Origin of the sequence: Gemmata sp. SH-PL17 (genome assembly GCF_001610855.1) — a bacterium.
Classification (GTDB): Bacteria; Planctomycetota; Planctomycetia; order Gemmatales; family Gemmataceae; genus Gemmata; species Gemmata massiliana.
In genome coordinates this window covers 3,073,834-3,089,493 of the sequence record NZ_CP011271.1, presented here as the reverse complement: position 1 = coordinate 3,089,493, position 15,660 = coordinate 3,073,834, and the positions used below count along the sequence as shown (strand labels likewise).

Annotated in this window: 14 protein-coding genes; 7 read left to right on the top strand and 7 right to left on the bottom strand. The window is 63.5% G+C overall.

Annotation, left to right across the window (positions count from 1 at the left end; all coding sequences use genetic code 11):
- Positions 1 to 2: 2 nt before the first annotated feature.
- On the bottom strand, positions 3 to 1,523 hold the full coding sequence (locus VT84_RS12800; RefSeq protein ID WP_082839802.1) for a PAS domain S-box protein: 1,521 nt from the start codon (positions 1,521 to 1,523) through the stop codon (positions 3 to 5).
- 429 nt (positions 1,524 to 1,952) lie between these two features.
- Between VT84_RS12800 and VT84_RS12795 the strand changes: the two genes are divergently transcribed.
- Positions 1,953 to 2,822 carry a carboxypeptidase-like regulatory domain-containing protein gene (locus tag VT84_RS12795; protein ID WP_082839801.1) on the top strand — a complete coding sequence of 290 codons (870 nt, stop codon included), beginning with the start codon at positions 1,953 to 1,955 and terminating at the stop codon, positions 2,820 to 2,822.
- A gap of 500 nt (positions 2,823 to 3,322) precedes the next feature.
- On the opposite strand, the gene VT84_RS12790 is transcribed toward VT84_RS12795, so the two are convergent.
- The 3 genes from VT84_RS12790 to VT84_RS12780 all read right to left on the bottom strand — a co-directional run bounded on the left by VT84_RS12790 (position 3,323) and on the right by VT84_RS12780 (position 7,894).
- The gene (locus VT84_RS12790) at positions 3,323 to 4,978 is read right to left on the bottom strand and encodes a TolC family protein (RefSeq protein WP_157469474.1); all 1,656 of its coding nucleotides are present in this window, start codon (positions 4,976 to 4,978) and stop codon (positions 3,323 to 3,325) included.
- 37 nt (positions 4,979 to 5,015) lie between these two features.
- A complete protein-coding gene (locus VT84_RS12785) occupies positions 5,016 to 6,650 on the bottom strand; it encodes a TolC family protein (RefSeq protein ID WP_082839799.1) in 1,635 nt (544 codons plus the stop codon).
- A gap of 347 nt (positions 6,651 to 6,997) precedes the next feature.
- On the bottom strand, positions 6,998 to 7,894 hold the full coding sequence (locus tag VT84_RS12780; protein WP_157469473.1) for a hypothetical protein: 897 nt from the start codon (positions 7,892 to 7,894) through the stop codon (positions 6,998 to 7,000).
- Positions 7,895 to 8,107: 213 nt separating this feature from the next.
- Between VT84_RS12780 and VT84_RS12775 the strand changes: the two genes are divergently transcribed.
- A complete protein-coding gene (locus tag VT84_RS12775; protein ID WP_082839798.1) occupies positions 8,108 to 10,234 on the top strand; it encodes an efflux RND transporter periplasmic adaptor subunit in 2,127 nt (708 codons plus the stop codon).
- A gap of 402 nt (positions 10,235 to 10,636) precedes the next feature.
- On the opposite strand, the gene VT84_RS38470 is transcribed toward VT84_RS12775, so the two are convergent.
- Entirely contained in the window at positions 10,637 to 10,921 is a 285-nt protein-coding gene (locus VT84_RS38470) for a DEAD/DEAH box helicase (RefSeq protein WP_239465830.1), read from the bottom strand.
- A gap of 322 nt (positions 10,922 to 11,243) precedes the next feature.
- Here VT84_RS38470 and sugE point away from each other — a divergent pair, with 322 nt between their 5' ends.
- From sugE to VT84_RS12750, 4 genes are all read left to right on the top strand, one after another.
- The gene (sugE, locus tag VT84_RS12765; protein WP_082839797.1) at positions 11,244 to 11,561 is read left to right on the top strand and encodes a quaternary ammonium compound efflux SMR transporter SugE; all 318 of its coding nucleotides are present in this window, start codon (positions 11,244 to 11,246) and stop codon (positions 11,559 to 11,561) included.
- Positions 11,562 to 11,595: 34 nt separating this feature from the next.
- The gene (locus VT84_RS12760) at positions 11,596 to 12,096 is read left to right on the top strand and encodes a tyrosine-protein phosphatase (protein ID WP_082839796.1); all 501 of its coding nucleotides are present in this window, start codon (positions 11,596 to 11,598) and stop codon (positions 12,094 to 12,096) included.
- 97 nt (positions 12,097 to 12,193) lie between these two features.
- Positions 12,194 to 12,454, top strand: a complete 261-nt coding sequence (locus tag VT84_RS12755) for a hypothetical protein (RefSeq protein WP_082839795.1) — start codon at positions 12,194 to 12,196, stop codon at positions 12,452 to 12,454.
- On the top strand, positions 12,451 to 12,822 hold the full coding sequence (locus tag VT84_RS12750; RefSeq protein ID WP_082839794.1) for a hypothetical protein: 372 nt from the start codon (positions 12,451 to 12,453) through the stop codon (positions 12,820 to 12,822). Before VT84_RS12755 ends, VT84_RS12750 begins: the two co-directional genes overlap by 4 nt.
- A 17-nt stretch (positions 12,823 to 12,839) precedes the next feature.
- Here VT84_RS12750 and VT84_RS12745 read toward each other — a convergent pair whose 3' ends face one another.
- Positions 12,840 to 13,742: a PQQ-like beta-propeller repeat protein gene (locus VT84_RS12745; protein WP_239465829.1), complete on the bottom strand. Its 903-nt coding sequence runs from the start codon at positions 13,740 to 13,742 to the stop codon at positions 12,840 to 12,842.
- Positions 13,743 to 13,930: 188 nt separating this feature from the next.
- Complete coding sequence (locus VT84_RS12740) at positions 13,931 to 14,353, bottom strand: response regulator (protein WP_052558454.1); 423 nt, start codon at positions 14,351 to 14,353, stop codon at positions 13,931 to 13,933.
- Between the two features lie 248 nt (positions 14,354 to 14,601).
- On the opposite strand from VT84_RS12740, the gene VT84_RS12735 reads away from it, so the two are divergent.
- Entirely contained in the window at positions 14,602 to 15,621 is a 1,020-nt protein-coding gene (locus tag VT84_RS12735; protein ID WP_239465828.1) for an agmatine/peptidylarginine deiminase, read from the top strand.
- Positions 15,622 to 15,660 lie beyond the last annotated feature (39 nt).

Genomic DNA, 15,660 nt, shown 5'->3' with positions numbered 1-15,660 from the left:
GATCAATCCCCGCTCACTTGAAGAGTAAACGTGCTGCCGCGCCCGAACTCGCTCCGGACCGTGATCCGCCCACCGAGCAGGTCGGCCAGTTTCCCGCTCAGGTGCAGCCCCAACCCGGTCCCCTCGTGCCGCCGCTTCCCGGACGAATCGACCTGCGTGAACGCCGCGAACAGTTTCTCCAGATCCTCGGGCCGGATGCCGATCCCGGTATCGGTTACGACGAACTCGGTCCGTGAACCGGGGCCGTCGCGTTGGGCGAGTTCGAGCGTCACCGTTCCGGTCTCCGTGAATTTGATCGCGTTGTTAACGAGGTTCAGAAGGATCTGGCTGAGCGCCCGCCGGTCGGCCCGAACCGCCACGTCATCGGGCGGCACGCGGACCTCGAATCGGAGCCCCTTACCCTCGGCCTGCGGGCGCAGGGCCGTGGCGACCTCCTGGACCACCTTTTGGCAGACCAGTGTCTCCGGGTGCAACTCCACCTTCCCGGACTCGATCTTGGCGAGGTCGAGAAGGTCGTTAATGAGTGACAGCAAATGCCGTGCGCTCGACTGGACCGTGCGGAGTTGTTTCTCCTGATCCGCCGTCAGGGGGCCGGGCAAGCGCATCAGCAGCGTTCCCGTGAACCCGATGATCGCGTTCAGCGGGGTCCGCAACTCGTGGCTCATCGTCGCCAGGAAGTGGTCCTTCGCCCGACTCGCCTTCTCCAACTCAACGTTCTTCTCCTGGAGCGCCCGCTCGACCCGCTTCCGATCGGTGATGTCCCGAATCGAGCTGCTAACGAGAACGCCCTCTTCGGTTTCCAGCGGGCTGAGGCTGATCTCGACGGGGAACTCGCTCCCGTCCTTCCGCAACCCGTGCAGGTCGATCCCGGCCCCCATCGGTCGGACCCGCGGCGCGTCGAAAAAGCTCTCGCGAAACGCCGGGTGGTTAGCCCGGTACCGGACCGGTACCAGAACCTCGATCAATTGCCCCAACAGTTCCTCGCGCGCGTACCCGAACAGGCGCTCGGTCTGGGTGTTGACCAGAACGATTTCGCCGGTCCGGTTCACGATCACCATTGCGTCCGGGGCCGATTCGAGCAGCCCGCGGAACTTGGCTTCGGCCTTTTTGCGCTGGGTGACGTCCCGAACCGCGCTAATGACGTATCGCGCGGTGCCCGCGAACAACGGGCTGAGGCTGATTTCGACGGGAAATTCGGTCCCGTTCTTCCGCAACCCGTACAGTTCGCGCCCCTCGCCCATCGACCGGACCCGCGGTTCGCGGACGTACTCGGTGCGCAGGGCCGGGTGGTTGGTGCGGAACCGCTCCGGAACGAGTGACTCGACCGGTTGACCGAGCAGTTCGTCGCGCGTGTACCCGAAGAGGCGCTCGGTTTGAGTGTTAACGAGCGCGATGCGACCCGCTTCGTCGACGAACAGAAAGGCGTCCGGCGCCGCCTCAAGAAGTTCGCGAAAGTTGCCCCCCAGCGCCCGGTTGAGTGTGTCTTGCGGGCCGTGAGGGGGATCGGGGAGGGTCGATCGCATGTGGGTCTCGGTCCGGGGCAACCGGTCCGTGCGGAGCGCCCGTCAGTTCCTGCGGCATCCGGGCAGCTATTTATACAAAATTAAAAAACATTCAATCGTTAGCCAATCTAGAACGAGTAACGATCTATACCAAGCTAACCTACTCCATTCGCCAGAACCGCGCCAAGTGAATTCACCTCCGAATTTGCGCGCGGGCCATCAATCTTCTTTAAGTCGTAAACCGCTCGGGTGCAAATCGCGTTTCCCGCGACTTGGAAGCCTGAAACCGTTGGCAATTGAGCGGGTTCTCGCCCAGTTACCGGCAGAACCCGCTGCGTCAGAAAAGCGCACCCGCACACGGACTTGCAAACATCTGTCGCAACAGTTACCTTCGCCCGCCAACGTACCGGATAAACCGTTCCGCACACTTGGCTTCGAGAGGATCTCCGCGTGCCGCGTTGTCTGTTCGGGTTGTTCGCACCGTTCGCACTGTTCGCCACCGGGTGCGGCTCCGAACCGCCGGCCGTTGCGGGCGCGCCGCAAAACTCAACACCAACGAGTAACAAGCCTTCGGACTTCCAGCCCGGTGCGTGTGGAAAGGTCACGGGATTCGTGACCTGGACCGGTGCAGCGCCCGATGTGCCCCCGGTCACGGACGTGCGCCCGCGTGCGGACGGCAACGGTCTCGAAACGCGGACGCTCACGCCCCCCTACGCCCCGCGCATCGACCGGTTCACGCACGCCCTCGGCGGGGCCGTCGTGTACCTGCGCGAAGTAAACCCGGCGCGTGCGAAGCCCTGGGACTTACCGCCCGTCACCGTCGAGATCCGCGATTCCCAAATCGTGGTCAAACAAGGGGATCGGCCCACCACGCGCGTGGGGTTTGTGCGCCGCGGGGAAGCAGTGAAACTGCAATCGAGCGAACCGGTGTTCCACGTCCTACGCGGGCGCGGAGCCGCGTTCTTCGCGCTGCCGTTTCCCGATGCCGACAAACCACTTGAGCGCCAATTCGATGCCTTCGGCCGCATCGAACTCACGAGTGCCGCCGGGTTCCCCTGGCACGCCGCGGACCTGTTCGTCTGCGATCACCCGTACTACACCGTGTCCGAAGCGGACGGTCGGTTCCAGTTCACACAAGTCCCCGAAGGAACCTACGACCTCGTTGTGTGGCACCCGAATTGGGCGGTGACGGCCAAAGAGCGCAACCCCGAAACCGGGCTCGTGAACCGCATTGTGTACGGACCGCCATTGGAAAACTCACGCCCGGTCGAAGTCACACCCGGTCGCACCTCGCTGGCAAACCTCACGCTCCCCAAGTGACCAGCCAGGCGATCAAACGGCCCCTGCTAACATTTGCTAACCTTTTGGGAGCCAGAACAGTCGGCTCCGTCTCCCGGCGCGTGCCAAATGCCGATGAGTCCGTGACTTAAACTCCAAATACACCCGGCTGTGGGTCCAAATCTGCCCCCAAACGGCTAACATTCGGCTAACATCACTCAGCGCCGCAGACGCATTTTGTTACTCGGCGACACGATTTTTGAAGATTCCACTTCATCTTCGATTTCTATGAGGCTCACCCAGCCGGCTGCACTTCCCATATTCTAACATAGTGAACAAAAGAATAAAGCCGCATAACTCGATTTCGGGAAATCCCCCCATCCCGAGTCGCCACGCAGTACGCGCCGCAACCGGGCGCTTGTGCTTGTGAAACTTTGGCGTCTTGAATGGTGGCGAGTGCCCGAGGCCGTGGCGACCTCATCAAGACACTCATCGAAAGTGTGCTGGTAGATTGGGTGATGAGCAGCGTCACCCAATCCATCTCACGACTGCGGTGTGTTGCCGATGGCCACGAAGAGTCGGAACTGAGCGACGTTGAACGCGACCACCGCACGGAGCAGTTCCTGGCGCGATTCGAGGAGTTGGCGGAAGCTGTCGATGATCTCGATCGGCCTCCCCTGCGCCTGTTTGATGCGCTCCATTTCGAGTTTGAAGCCCTCTTCCGCGATCACGAGGGCCTCTTCCGCGGTCTTGATCTGCGTGGATGCGGCCCGCGCGTTCGCGAGCGCCTCGGACACTTCCCGGCGGATCTGGTTCGTCATCAAATCGTAACCGGCGATCCGCGCACCGAGGGCCGCGTCCGCCCCGCGCACCCGCGCCCGGTTCCCGAACCCGAGATTCTGCACGCTCCAGACCGCGAGCACGTCGAAATCCGAGCGCCCGCGAATGGGGCTGAAGTCGGACGTCGCCAGATTGCTCCCGCCCCCCGAGCCACCGTAGCTGTAACCGACCGAGAGCGTCGGCAACCACGGGCGAACATGCTCCTGGCGCACGCGGGTCTGGGCTTCTGTGACCGCCGCGCCGCGTGCGAACACTTCGGGGCGCGATTGCAGCGCGTTCGCAATGAGCGGTTCTTGGTCCGCGTCTTCGGGAATCAGTCGGATCGGTTGCACGCTCCCGCCCGGAGTACGAAGCCGCACGGACGGGTCGAGGTTGAGCAGCCGGCACAGCCGCGCGGACGCGACCGCGACGTCTTCTTCCGCGCGCCGGAGGTCGCGCCGGAGCAGTTCGAGGTTCGTTTCGGCCCGCTTCGCATCGGATGCGCGGTACTGCCCCGCCTTCGCGTGAACCGCGGTCAGCCGGGTGAGTTCGCCCAGGTCCGTTTCCCCGCGGCGGAGAATATCGACCCGGCTCTCGGCCCCTACGAGTTCCAAATACCCGGCCGCGACATCAAGCAGGATCGCGTTCTGAATCGCCTGGGATTCGGACCGGCGCACCGCGACCCGCTGGCGCGCGGCGAGTGGCTCGTAGACGGCGTCGCCGAGGTGCGCGAACATCCGCACCCCGGGCACGACGGGCGGCCCCGACCCGATCGCCCCCGACCCGAACCCGAGGTAGAGACTCTGAAGGTCGACCGTGCGCACCAAACCCGAAGCCGAAAGGAATGCGCCGCGGTGCAACCGGAGGTTAGTTCCGGCACTGATATCCGGCAGTAACAGCGACCGCGCCGCGAGCTGGTTCGCGAGCGCTTCGCGGACGACCTCTTGGGCCAGGTTGATCGTCGGGTTCTCGACTCCGGCCAGGCGCAACGCGACCCCAAGATCCAACGTGTTCTCGTGCTGCGCTTGAGGGGCGGAAGGGGCAGCAGCAGCCGGAGCGGGTACGGCTGGGAGCGCGTCGGGCTGTTCAAATCGCGCGTTCTGAACGGGCGGCTTCGACACCCGGGAAGTTGTTGCGGCAGCCGGAACCACCGGGCTCGGTCGAACCGGGGACGCGGTCACCGAAACGGCAGTGCCTTCGGACCGAGGCGCGGGCGCCGGTCGTGCGGCCGAAGCGCCCGGCGCGGGTACACCCGGGTAGATCGGCCCACGTTGGGCCGGCTGTTCTGGAACCGGCGCATCAAGCGACTGACAACCGACTGTCAGCGCGGTCCCAGCGCCCAGTACCGCCAGCCTCATTTTCAAGCGAACACGATCCATTACCATCCTCCCACAAGGGCTGTTCTGTGCCGCGCCGTCACGGTTTGACCGGGAGCGACTTCGGCAGCGTGGGAGGAACAGGGAAAGGCCGCGGACCGGGCGGAACTTCGATCACCGGGGGCGGTACGAGTTCGGCCGGAACGGGCCGAGCAAGCGCGTTCGCGGGCGGTTGACCCAGCGAAACCCAGAGCTGGATCTGGGCACGGTTGTAATCAACGATGGTATCCAGGTACTCGTACCGCGACCGACCCAACAGCCGCAAGCTGTCGATCGCTTCGAGCGGTAACCCGGCGCCGGCCTTGATGCGTGTGAAGTCTTCGGAATACGCCTCGGTGCTCGCGCGCACGGCTTTCTCGGTGGCATCGATCTGGAGGAACCGGGCACCCACTCGCGCGTGCGATTCGGCGACCTGCGCCCGCACGAGGTTCACCGTTTCGAGTTCGCGCAACCGCATCTGCTTCACGCGGCTGTCCGCGGCACGCACGAGAGCGACGTTCCCGACCCCCAAGTTGCGGAACGTCCAGAACACCACCACGTCGAAGTCCGCGCGACCGTCCAGGTTGCTGAAGCGTGGCGCGAGTTGCCCGTTACTGCCCGTCACACCGGGGGGCGTGCTCACCAGGTCACTCCCGCCACCGAACCCACCGGCACTGAAACCGAGGATCACGTTCGGCGAGAATGGCAGCACTTTCGCGAGCGACAGTTCGTAGAGCATCTCGCGCACCTCGGACCGGCGCGCGGCGAGTTCCGGGCGCTGCATGAGCGCGACCGCGAGCAGGTCCGCGAGCGGCGTCGGGTCCGGAACGAGCGGCGCGGGCACGACCCAGCCGTCGACCGGTTTGAGTCGCGTGGACGGGTTGAGGTTGAGCAACTGACACAGGCGCGCGGAACTGGTGAGAGTGTCGGCTTCAGCCTGTGTAAGATCCGCGTCGCGGCGCCGGAGTTCCACCGCAGCGCGGTCGGCGTCGGCCTTCCGCCCCTGCCCCGACTTGGCGTAGGCGTCCGTGATCCGGGCGAGTTCCGCGCCCTCGGTCCGGTTCTTCACCGCGATCGCCCGGCGCCCCTCGGCCCGGAGCAGATCGAGATACGCGGAGTAAACCCGCAGGAGCACGTCGTTGCGCACGGCGTCGGCGACCGCGTTCGCCGTCGTGACGCGCTGGCGCGAGGCGAGGAACCCGTACCAGCTCGTACCGATGTTCAGGTTGTAGTTGAGGCCGGGAATGTTGACCGTGCCGGAGCCGATCGCGTTCGCACCGAGCCCGAGGTAAAGCGAATCGCGGTCCACACGCAACATGCTCCCGGTGGACTGCTGGAGTGTTCCACGGTGGGAGTCGTAGTTGGTCCCGACGTTGAGGTTCGGAAGGATTTGGGCCGCCGCAAGTTGGCGGGCGGCCGTGACTTCGGCGATCCGCTGGCGCGCGAGCAGCAATTCTGGATTCTCGGCACCCGCGAGCCGCAGCGCGCTCGCGAGGTCGATCGGCACTTCGCCGGGCGCGAGGATCGTTCCCGGGGGCGGATCGATCGCGGGCTTGGGTTGAGCGCCCTTCTCCGCCGGCCCGTCCTTTTTGGGCGGCTGGTCGCTCTTGGGGGGCTGAGCCACTACGGTCGTCGCGAGTGCGGTTCCGAGAACGCCGCTCGCGAGCCGTACCCATACCCGGCGCGTCGTGCGCATGGTCCCCTCCGACAATTGGAACGCCGTCCTGCACCCGGCTCTGGCCGAATGCGAGTCCGAACTAGGGATCTGATCGAACTCGCGCGGGTGGTAAGATTAGTCGATTCGAGAGGTGGCAAGAGATTCATCGGATGCGCGGGGGGCGGAGATCAGTTTCTCGGCGCAGGATGGCGAATTTTCCCTCCACGCGGTGCGCAATTGCCCATGCGAAACGAGATGTGACCGTTTTCTGGCACGTGCCGGCGGGCCGTGAGGCGTCACCCACCTTGGTGAAGGAGTTGGGAGAGGTGAGAGTTGTGATTCGGAGAGGCACTTCGACTGACAGCACTGCGATCGGCTATCACGAATCACTTCTTGCGGAAACTGAGCGCCGCGGCCTCGGTTAGCGCTAAATCCGCCTCGTGCCCCGGATCAACGTCTTGACTGGCGACCTGGATGTACCGGCCCTCGTGCTTGGCAACGTAAATGAATCCGCGCATGGCTTTGCCGGTTCTGGAGTCCGTCCCGGACCACCGTACCCGGTGCATCGTCAGCCCGTTCACCGTGAACTTCTCGGCCGGCGACTGTTCCCAGTTTGTCCGCCGCTGTTCGATGCCGCGCAGCATGGTACTGAGGAATTCCTCAACGGACTTGTCTCCCGCTCCCGGGGGTGGAGTGGCCACCATCACCGTCAAACTCGCGGCCGTGCCGTCGGCTCGCCGCGCACCGGCCCATGCCCATGCCAGCATTCCCTCTGGGGGTTGGGCCGCCAATGCGGTGTAACCGACTGGCGGCCGGATTTGATAGCTGGACACATCTGAATAGGCTGCGAGTTGGCTCTCCAATTTCGGGTCCGGTGCCGCAACCGGAGCGCTGACGCCCCCGGCAGAGTCCGGGCGCGCTGGCGACGGCGAAGCGGAACGGATCTCGGCGACCGGTTTATTGTCCCTGATCCCGAACCAGTACACCGCCCCAGCGCCCAGTCCCAAAACAAGCACACCGACACCAACCAGAAGGAGCACGGGCGCACCGGACTTGGTCGGTTTCTGCTTCTTCAACGAGCGGGCCGATTTCGGGTTCCGCTTCGGGCGGACGGGTTCGTCGTCTTGTTCGTCATCGGGTTCGTCGACGACTTCAAATGCCGGCTCGGTTGCCGGGACCGGAATCCGCCCCTGGCACTTCGGACAGCGAACGACCTTCCCGGCCGCGGCATCGGGCGCTTTGATCCGGGCCTCGCAGCCCGGGCACGAAATTGGAATGGGCATCTGGTTCTCTGGAGGTGAGAAAAACGGAACGCTTCGAGCTTTTTTAGCGAGGACCGACCGCCCCGCCACAACGCGGTTCGCGTGGCACGTTCGCCACAACATTTGGGAAACCGTCGGCTCCGGAATTCTCCAAACTTTACGGCCGCGCAGAAAAAGATGGAGAACTCGTGCCCGTCCGTGGCTCTACTACGGTGAAGACCCCGAGGACACCCTGTGAGCCACGGACCGCGCCGATTACCCCGAATCCCGGCTCTCAGCCCGACCGGTCCACCGGTCGACGCGGACCTGCTCGCGCGGTTCATCAGCACGGGCGACGAGGTCGCGTTCGAGCTACTCGTTCGCCGGCACGCGCCGATGGTCCTCGCGGTCTGCCGCCGCGTGCTCACGGACCCGAACGACGCCGACGATGCGTTCCAGGCCACGTTCCTGGTGCTCGCGCGCAAGGCGGCCTCGGTTGCGCGGGCGGAAGTGCTCGCAGGGTGGCTCTACCGGATCGCGTACCGGGCCGCGGTTCGGGTCCGTTCGGACCGACTCCGCCGCGCGACGCACACGGACGCGAACCCCGACCTTCTCCCCGCCCCATCAGCTGACCCGAACGCGCGAGAACTGGAGCGCGTGCTGGACGAGGAAGTCGCGAAGTTACCGGAGCGGCACCGGGTCGCGTTCGTCCTCTGCTGTTTGGAAGGTAAAACCGGCGAAGAAGCGGGGCGCCTGATCGGGTGCCCGCCCGGAACCGTCTCCTCGCGATTGACGCGCGCACGCGAGCGCCTCCGGGAGCGCCTGACCCACCGGGGGTTCGCTCCGGCACTCGTCGTCACCGTGCTGAGTGCGTGCGCCGAAAGCGCGGCGACCGTGTCCGCACTGACCGCACTCATTGATTCCACCGTTCACGCTGCGCCCGGTTTCGCAACCCGGCGCCCAACAGCCCCGCTCACCGCTCGACCCGCCACGATCGCGGAAGGAGTGATCCGAACCATGCACGCGACCAAGCTCAAATCCCTCGCTCTCTTGTTTGCCCTGGGTCTTCTCGCGGTCGGCGGCGTGTTCGCCGCACCGAACGCCGGCCCCGAAGAGGAACCGAACCAACCGCCGAAGGCGAAAGTTGGAGGCGCGCAGAAAGCCCCGGCCGCTCCCGTTGTTCGGGTCGTTCAACCGCAGCGCGGCGGACTAGACCGAATCTCCAGGCACATCGGCAGCGTCGAGCCGCTCCAACAAGCCGATTTGTTTGCCACGACCGCAGGAACGTTGAAGAGGGTCAACGTGAACCTCGGCGATCACGTCAAACGTGGTCAACTCCTGTCCGAAATCGATGCGCCGGCACTCACACTGGAAGAGCGTCAGGCACTGATCAGTGTTGAACAGGCGAAAGGTTTACTCAGCGAGGCCGAAGCCGGCCTCCCCGCTGCCAGAGCAGTAATCAACACCGCCAAGCTCGTCGTGAAACAGCGCGAAACCGAAGAAGCCGGAGCCAAAGCTGCCCTCGTTATCTGGAAGAAAAAGTATGAGATGACCGTCAAAATTTCAGGGCCAATTACATCGGACGCTTCTGATGCCGAACTGCGTTTGCGTACAGCCGAAGCCCAATTTGAAGGTGCGACGGTAGCCGTTGAAAGCGCGAAAAGTGACATCACCGTGAAGCAGAGCAAGCTGCTTCAAGCCGAAGCCAATGTGGGTGCCGCTAAAACCACCATCGAAGCCGCCCACCTCGCACTGGAAAAAGCCAGATTCGCATTGGCTCAAACCAAAATCGTGGCCCCGTTCGACGGGGTCGTGACCCGGCAGAACGCCTCCGCCGGCGACCACGTGCGCCCCACTGAACGAGACGCCGACCGAGCATTGTTTACCCTCACGCGCGTGGACCGCGTGCGGCTCGTGACAGCGATCCCCGAATCGGAAGTGGCTCGCGCTACAGTGGGTGTCGTTGCGGTTGTCACGTTTCCCTCGCGGCCCGGGGTACGCATCAGTGAAAAGATCTCGCGGATCGGGTTCGCGGTTGATCCGAAGACGGCGACGATGCGCGTCGAGGTCGATGTCCCGGCTGCGACCAACGACATCCGACCGGGCATGATCGGTGAGGTCACGCTGACCCTCGGAAAAGGGCCGGCGGACGCGCTTCGCGTGCCACTCAGCGCGATTACCGAGGGACCGAAGGAACGGCCCGCAGGTTCGCACGGTGTGTACGTGTATCGCGACGGCAAAGCTCGGCTCACCTTCGTAAAAGTCAGCCAGCACAGCGAGAATGAAGTCGAGATCGCATCCGGTCTGACAGCGGATGATCTCGTTGTGGTCGATCCCAAGGGGTTGGGATCGAAGCCCGAAGTTGCGGTCAAGCTCGAGTGAAGTTCCCAACAGTTGATGGGCAGCGGGAAAGTGGTGTACCCTCTGAATCAAAGGACGATTACCGACCAAAAGTGGTCCGTCGCCGGGGGCGCGGGCCGGCGCGAACCCGTTGTCCCCGGAAGAAGGGCGTTCCTCGTAGGCAGTGCTGAACCCTCTCCCGGTTCGGGCCGCCTGCCCCCCCCCCGAAAAGGAGAACCGCCGCCCTTGGCCTCGGCCCGGGGCCTCGAAGCGGAGCGCGACATCCTAAAGCGGAAGCCTGCCCTGCGTGTGGAGCCGCTCGACCTCCTCGACGGTGAGCGCGCGACGGAGGAGGAGGAACTCGTCGATGCACCCGGTGAAGTTCGCGTGGTGCCGTTGAGGGTACCTTCAGCGGTGGAAGCGCGTTCGGCCGCGTTGAGCGTACTATCGAGCCGGGCTGCGCGGTACGCCGATGCGGGTCAGGTTATCGACCTGGTCCTTCATGAGCGCGATGAGCGGTGAAATCACGACCGTGAGCCCCCCGCGAACGACCGCCGGGGCCTGAAAGCAGAGCGATTTCCCACCGCCCGTGGGCATAACGACGAGCGAATCGCGCCCGGCGAGTGACGCGCGGATGGCCTGTTCCTGAATCGGGCGGAGCGACGAGAACCCCCAGTGCTTAGCGACTGCGACGAACAATGCGGGCGGCAGTGGAGCGGGGGCAGGCACGATGAACCTCGGAAGGCGCGGGGGCGCGAGCGCAAATAAACATCCGTACCCTACCCCAGAGGCGGGGCTCGCGTCTACCCCAGCCGGAAAAGAACGGTTCGGCGAGCGGCGGTCCGGGTGCGCTGCGGCGCGGCCAACCAAAGTTCTAACGCCGCGAGGGGAAGGGCCGCTACCCCTGAGAATCACTTCAAACGGGGCCGGATCGTTGAAATTGCCGATCGGCGGGAGTAGAATGACTGGGCAAATCGCCACACGCCGGGACGACCCGACGTTTTCCAACTCTTCGGTAGGGACGACCCACCACTAACGCCAAAGGTGCGTTATGGCTTGGGTATACCTTCTCATCGCAGCCATTTTTGAGATCTGCTGGGCCGTCGGCCTGAAATACACGCAGGGCTTCACGAAGCTCTGGCCGAGTGTACTGACCGTCACCGCGATGGCGGTGAGCTTCGCGTTCCTGTCACTGGCCGTTCGGACCATTCCGATCGGCACGGGGTACGTCGTCTGGACGGGCATCGGTGCCGTCGGAACGGCCATCCTCGGCATCATCCTGTTCAGTGAACCGATCACCGCTTGGCGTGCTCTCTTTTTACTGCTCATCGTGAGCGGAATCGTGGGGCTCAAATTCACCGCCCACTGAACTCCACGAACTCACGTCGGGTTGGAGTACGGAGATGACGGACCAAACGGATGGTGCCAGTTTTGGCTGTAACTGGATCTCGCTCGGAAACGGGCGCCTCACGCTCTGGCACCGGCCCGGAGCGAGGGCCGTATCGCAGTTGAAGGCCTTTGGTTGCGACTGCATTCTGACCCTGCTGTCGCACCGGGAGGGAGCCCCCGCGGTCGGCAAACTGGCCGAACTCGCGGGCCTCGAATGGGTGTGGCTCCCACTTGAAAACGGACAGCCCCCGCGCGGGAGCGCTGCCGAATCCATCTTGTTGGCGTTGCCGGCTCTCGCCGAGCGCCTCAACGCGGGGCGCTCGATTCTCGTCCACTGTTCGGCCGGTATTCACCGAACTGGGATGGTCGCGTATGCGCTGTTGCGCTGGTACGGTCACGACGAAGATCGCGCGTTGGCGATTATTGGCGAAATGAGAGCGCACACGGGGGAGGGTATCCAGCGGAAGCAAATCGACTGGGGGAATGAAACTGTCCCCCTTGGCTCCCGTGTGTGAGTGCTTCTTCCCATACTGCCACGTTCGGATCGGGTAGAATAACAATCATCTTGTGTTCATCGGCAGCGGAGCCTCTCGGCAAACAGTGGAATTACCCATGCCTACTACCGAGCCGCACCGTAATCCGGAAGAGCTTGCACGCCTCGCCGCCGAAGTATTCGACCGCCGCGTGCGATCCTCCCTTCGACCCGAGGACGATGGCAAGTTCGTTGCCGTTGATGTCGGGACTGGGGATTTCGAGATCGATGAAGACGACTACACCGCCGTCTCACGATTGCGCACCCGCAAACCGACGGCCGAAGTCTGGTTGATGCGTGCCGGTCAAATGGCAGCCTACCGGATGGGACGGGGCCAATGATCTGGGGTGTGGTAAACGCGCGCCGCGAAGCCGTCGTTACACTCCACCTGCGCGGGCCGGACGGGGCAGAGATAAGTGTCGATGCCGTGGTCGATTCGGGGTTCAGCGGGTCACTCACGTTGCCGGCCGCAACGGTCACAACTCTGGGCCTGACCCGCCAATCGGGTGGCAGCGCGATATTCGCCGATGGATCGTCCCACTCGTTCGATATCTTCGCGGCAGAGGTCGAGTGGGACGGGAACTGGCGAACCATACTCGTGTCGGCCGTGGGCACCGAAACCCTGATGGGAATGGGGCTTTTGGTCGGACACGAGTTGCGAATCGAAGTCGTACCGGGCGGCGAAGTGGAGATCAACCCACTACCCTGAAGTTCGTCGGCACGTCCCTACCGCATCGGGTGCTTTTCGGGCTTACCCTGCGCGTCCAGAATCTGGAAGTGGTGGATGCCGCTCTTGCGATCGTCGGTGTAGGTCCACACTACCTTCTTCTCGCGCGTCACTTCGGTGAGTTTCGTTTGTTTGGCGGTCGCGTGGTGGCTCGTAATCACCGTGTTGCCGTTCTCCAGGCGCTGCACGCCACAGGCGTCGTTGATCGGCTTGTTCGGCAGGTCGTCGTTCGTCACGCGCCACACCTCTTTGCCGTCCTTGTTCACTTCGATCACCAAGTTGCCGAGCGTGCAGCCGATCAGCGTGTTGCCGTCGGGCAGGCGGATCGCGGTGAACGGCATGTGCGGGGTCTTCACCTCCCACACGATCTTTCCTTTCGGGTCGTATTCGCGCACCACGCGATCCAAGAGTTGCGGCACGAGGTAGTGGCCGTTGGCGAGCTTGCGCGTCATCCGCGTTTGCAGGTGGTGATCCTTCGTTTGCGCTTGCAGCGGTACTTCGGCGAGCACCTTCCCGTCATGGTTCACTTCGAGGATGCGCGGTTTGTCCCCGGCCTCGGTGAGCAGTACGTTCCCGTCACCGAGCGATTGAACCGTATTCACCTCGGATTGCGTTCCCTTGAACGCAAAGACTTCTTTGCCATCTTTGTCGATCTCCGCAACTCCACCGCCCGGATAGGTTTTGCTCTTCGAGAGCGCGAGCAACACGTTGCCGTTTTCAAGCACCCAGCCGTCGCGCGATGAGTGCAGGTACTTCCACGTCACCTTGCCAGATTCGTCAACGATGAACGTTTCCGCTCCCGTAGCGAGGAACCCGTGTTTGATTGGATCGGCGGCCCGTGCGGGCAACGAAATCACGGTAACAACGAGCGCGATCGCACCCAGTCGGGAGAGGGAAAGCATTACGTGTTCTCGATAAGGTCGCGGCGGGACGGTAGGGCGGCTCGGCGATTGTCGCCAGAAAGCTCCGTTCCCACAAGGACTTATCGTTCGCAAAAAATGGGGCGACTTCGGACGGAATTAACGGGATCGACAGGATTTGAGAATGCGATGTTCGGTTCTACTCGTGAGCTATCAACGAGCGACGTACCTCACACCCCAATTTTCACTTTGCGGCGCGTGCTCACGACCGGCGTTTGACACGGCGGGCACATTGCGGCGACGATGTTTAACAACGTGCTCGGACCAAACGGCTTCGGCAGGAACTGTTCAGCACCAGCAGCAGAGGCGTAGTGTTGGTGAGCTTCGGACGTATACCCGGACATGATGACGACGCGGATCTGGTCTCCGAACCGCTCTTTCAGAGCGAGTGTAACCTGGAACCCGCTCTGACCGGGCAGGAGCATGTCAACGATTGCTGCAGTGGGTTTGTGCTCGTAGGCCAATTCGACTGCGCGGAGGCCGTTACCGGTGGCGATAACTTCGTAACCCGCGCTGTGAAGAAGAGTTTCGAGAGTGCTGCGCAGGTCGGGATCGTCTTCAACGAGTAGAATCGTGCCGTAGCGTGACGACATGCTGCCTCCTGCAACCGCACCCGTAGCACCGGGTAACTCGTCCGTGATGCTAAGGAACTATAGCCGTGTTATGGCCGGCTCGCAAGAACGGCTCCCAGCAGAATCGTTCTGTTCGGCAAGAAATTCCTAAGTTTCGCGCGGAATTAAAACATACCCATAGCGTTTCGACATCGCCTGAAAATCCCCCTTACGGTCGCACGATGACGGTACCGACACCCCTCGATAAACCCGCTGCACACGGATACCGAATGCCCGCAGAATGGGAGCCGCACGCGGCCACCTGGCTCGGGTGGCCGCACCGCGAATCCGACTGGCCGGGGCGCCTCGAACCGATCCCCTGGGTGTACGCGGAAATCGTCCGCGCGCTCACTCGGCACGAGACAGTGAACCTGCTCGTCCCCGACGCAAAACACGCAGACTCCGCAGCCGATGTACTTTCGCGCGCGAACGCGGATATGGGCCGCGTGAAGTTGTGGGAACTGCCCACCGACCGATCCTGGCTGCGCGACTCTGGCCCGATCTTCGTGACCAACGCTGCCGGCGAGCGCATCGCCCTCGACTGGCGGTTCAACGCCTGGGCCAAGTACCCCGACTGGCAGCGGGACGATCTGGTGCCCGCGTTCGCCGCGCAGAAGCTGAACGTGCCGAGTCTGCAACCGACCCACAACGGGCACCGCGTGGTACTCGAAGGCGGGAGCATCGACGTGAACGGGGCCGGATTGCTGCTCACAACGGAAGAGTGCCTGCTGAGCAAAACGCAGGAGCGCAATCCACCGTTCTCGCGTACCGACTACGAGCAAGTGTTCGCGGACTACCTCGGCGTGAAGAAGGTGCTGTGGCTGAATCGCGGGATCGTGGGCGACGACACGCACGGGCACATCGACGACCTCGCGCGGTTTGTGGGGGCGCGGACCGTTGTGACCGTGGTGGAAACGAACACCGCGGACGAGAACTACGCGATCCTCCAGGAGAACCGCGAGCGACTCGAAGCTATGACCGACTTGAACGGCACAAAGCTCGAAGTGGTGCCGCTCCCGATGCCGCGCCCTCTGATCTTCGATGGTACGCGCCTGCCCGCGAGCTACGCGAACTTCTACATCGCGAACGGCGTGGTGATCGTGCCCACATTCAACGACCCGGCCGACCGCGTCGCACTGGGCACGCTCGCGGACCTGTTCCCCGGGTGCGAAGTGGTCGGAATTAGCTGCGTCGATCTGGTGTGGGGTTTGGGCACCCTGCACTGCATGACGCAGCAAGAACCACTTTGAGTAAGTGAAGGGGCGAACGTGTGAGCGGGTGAAGGGGTG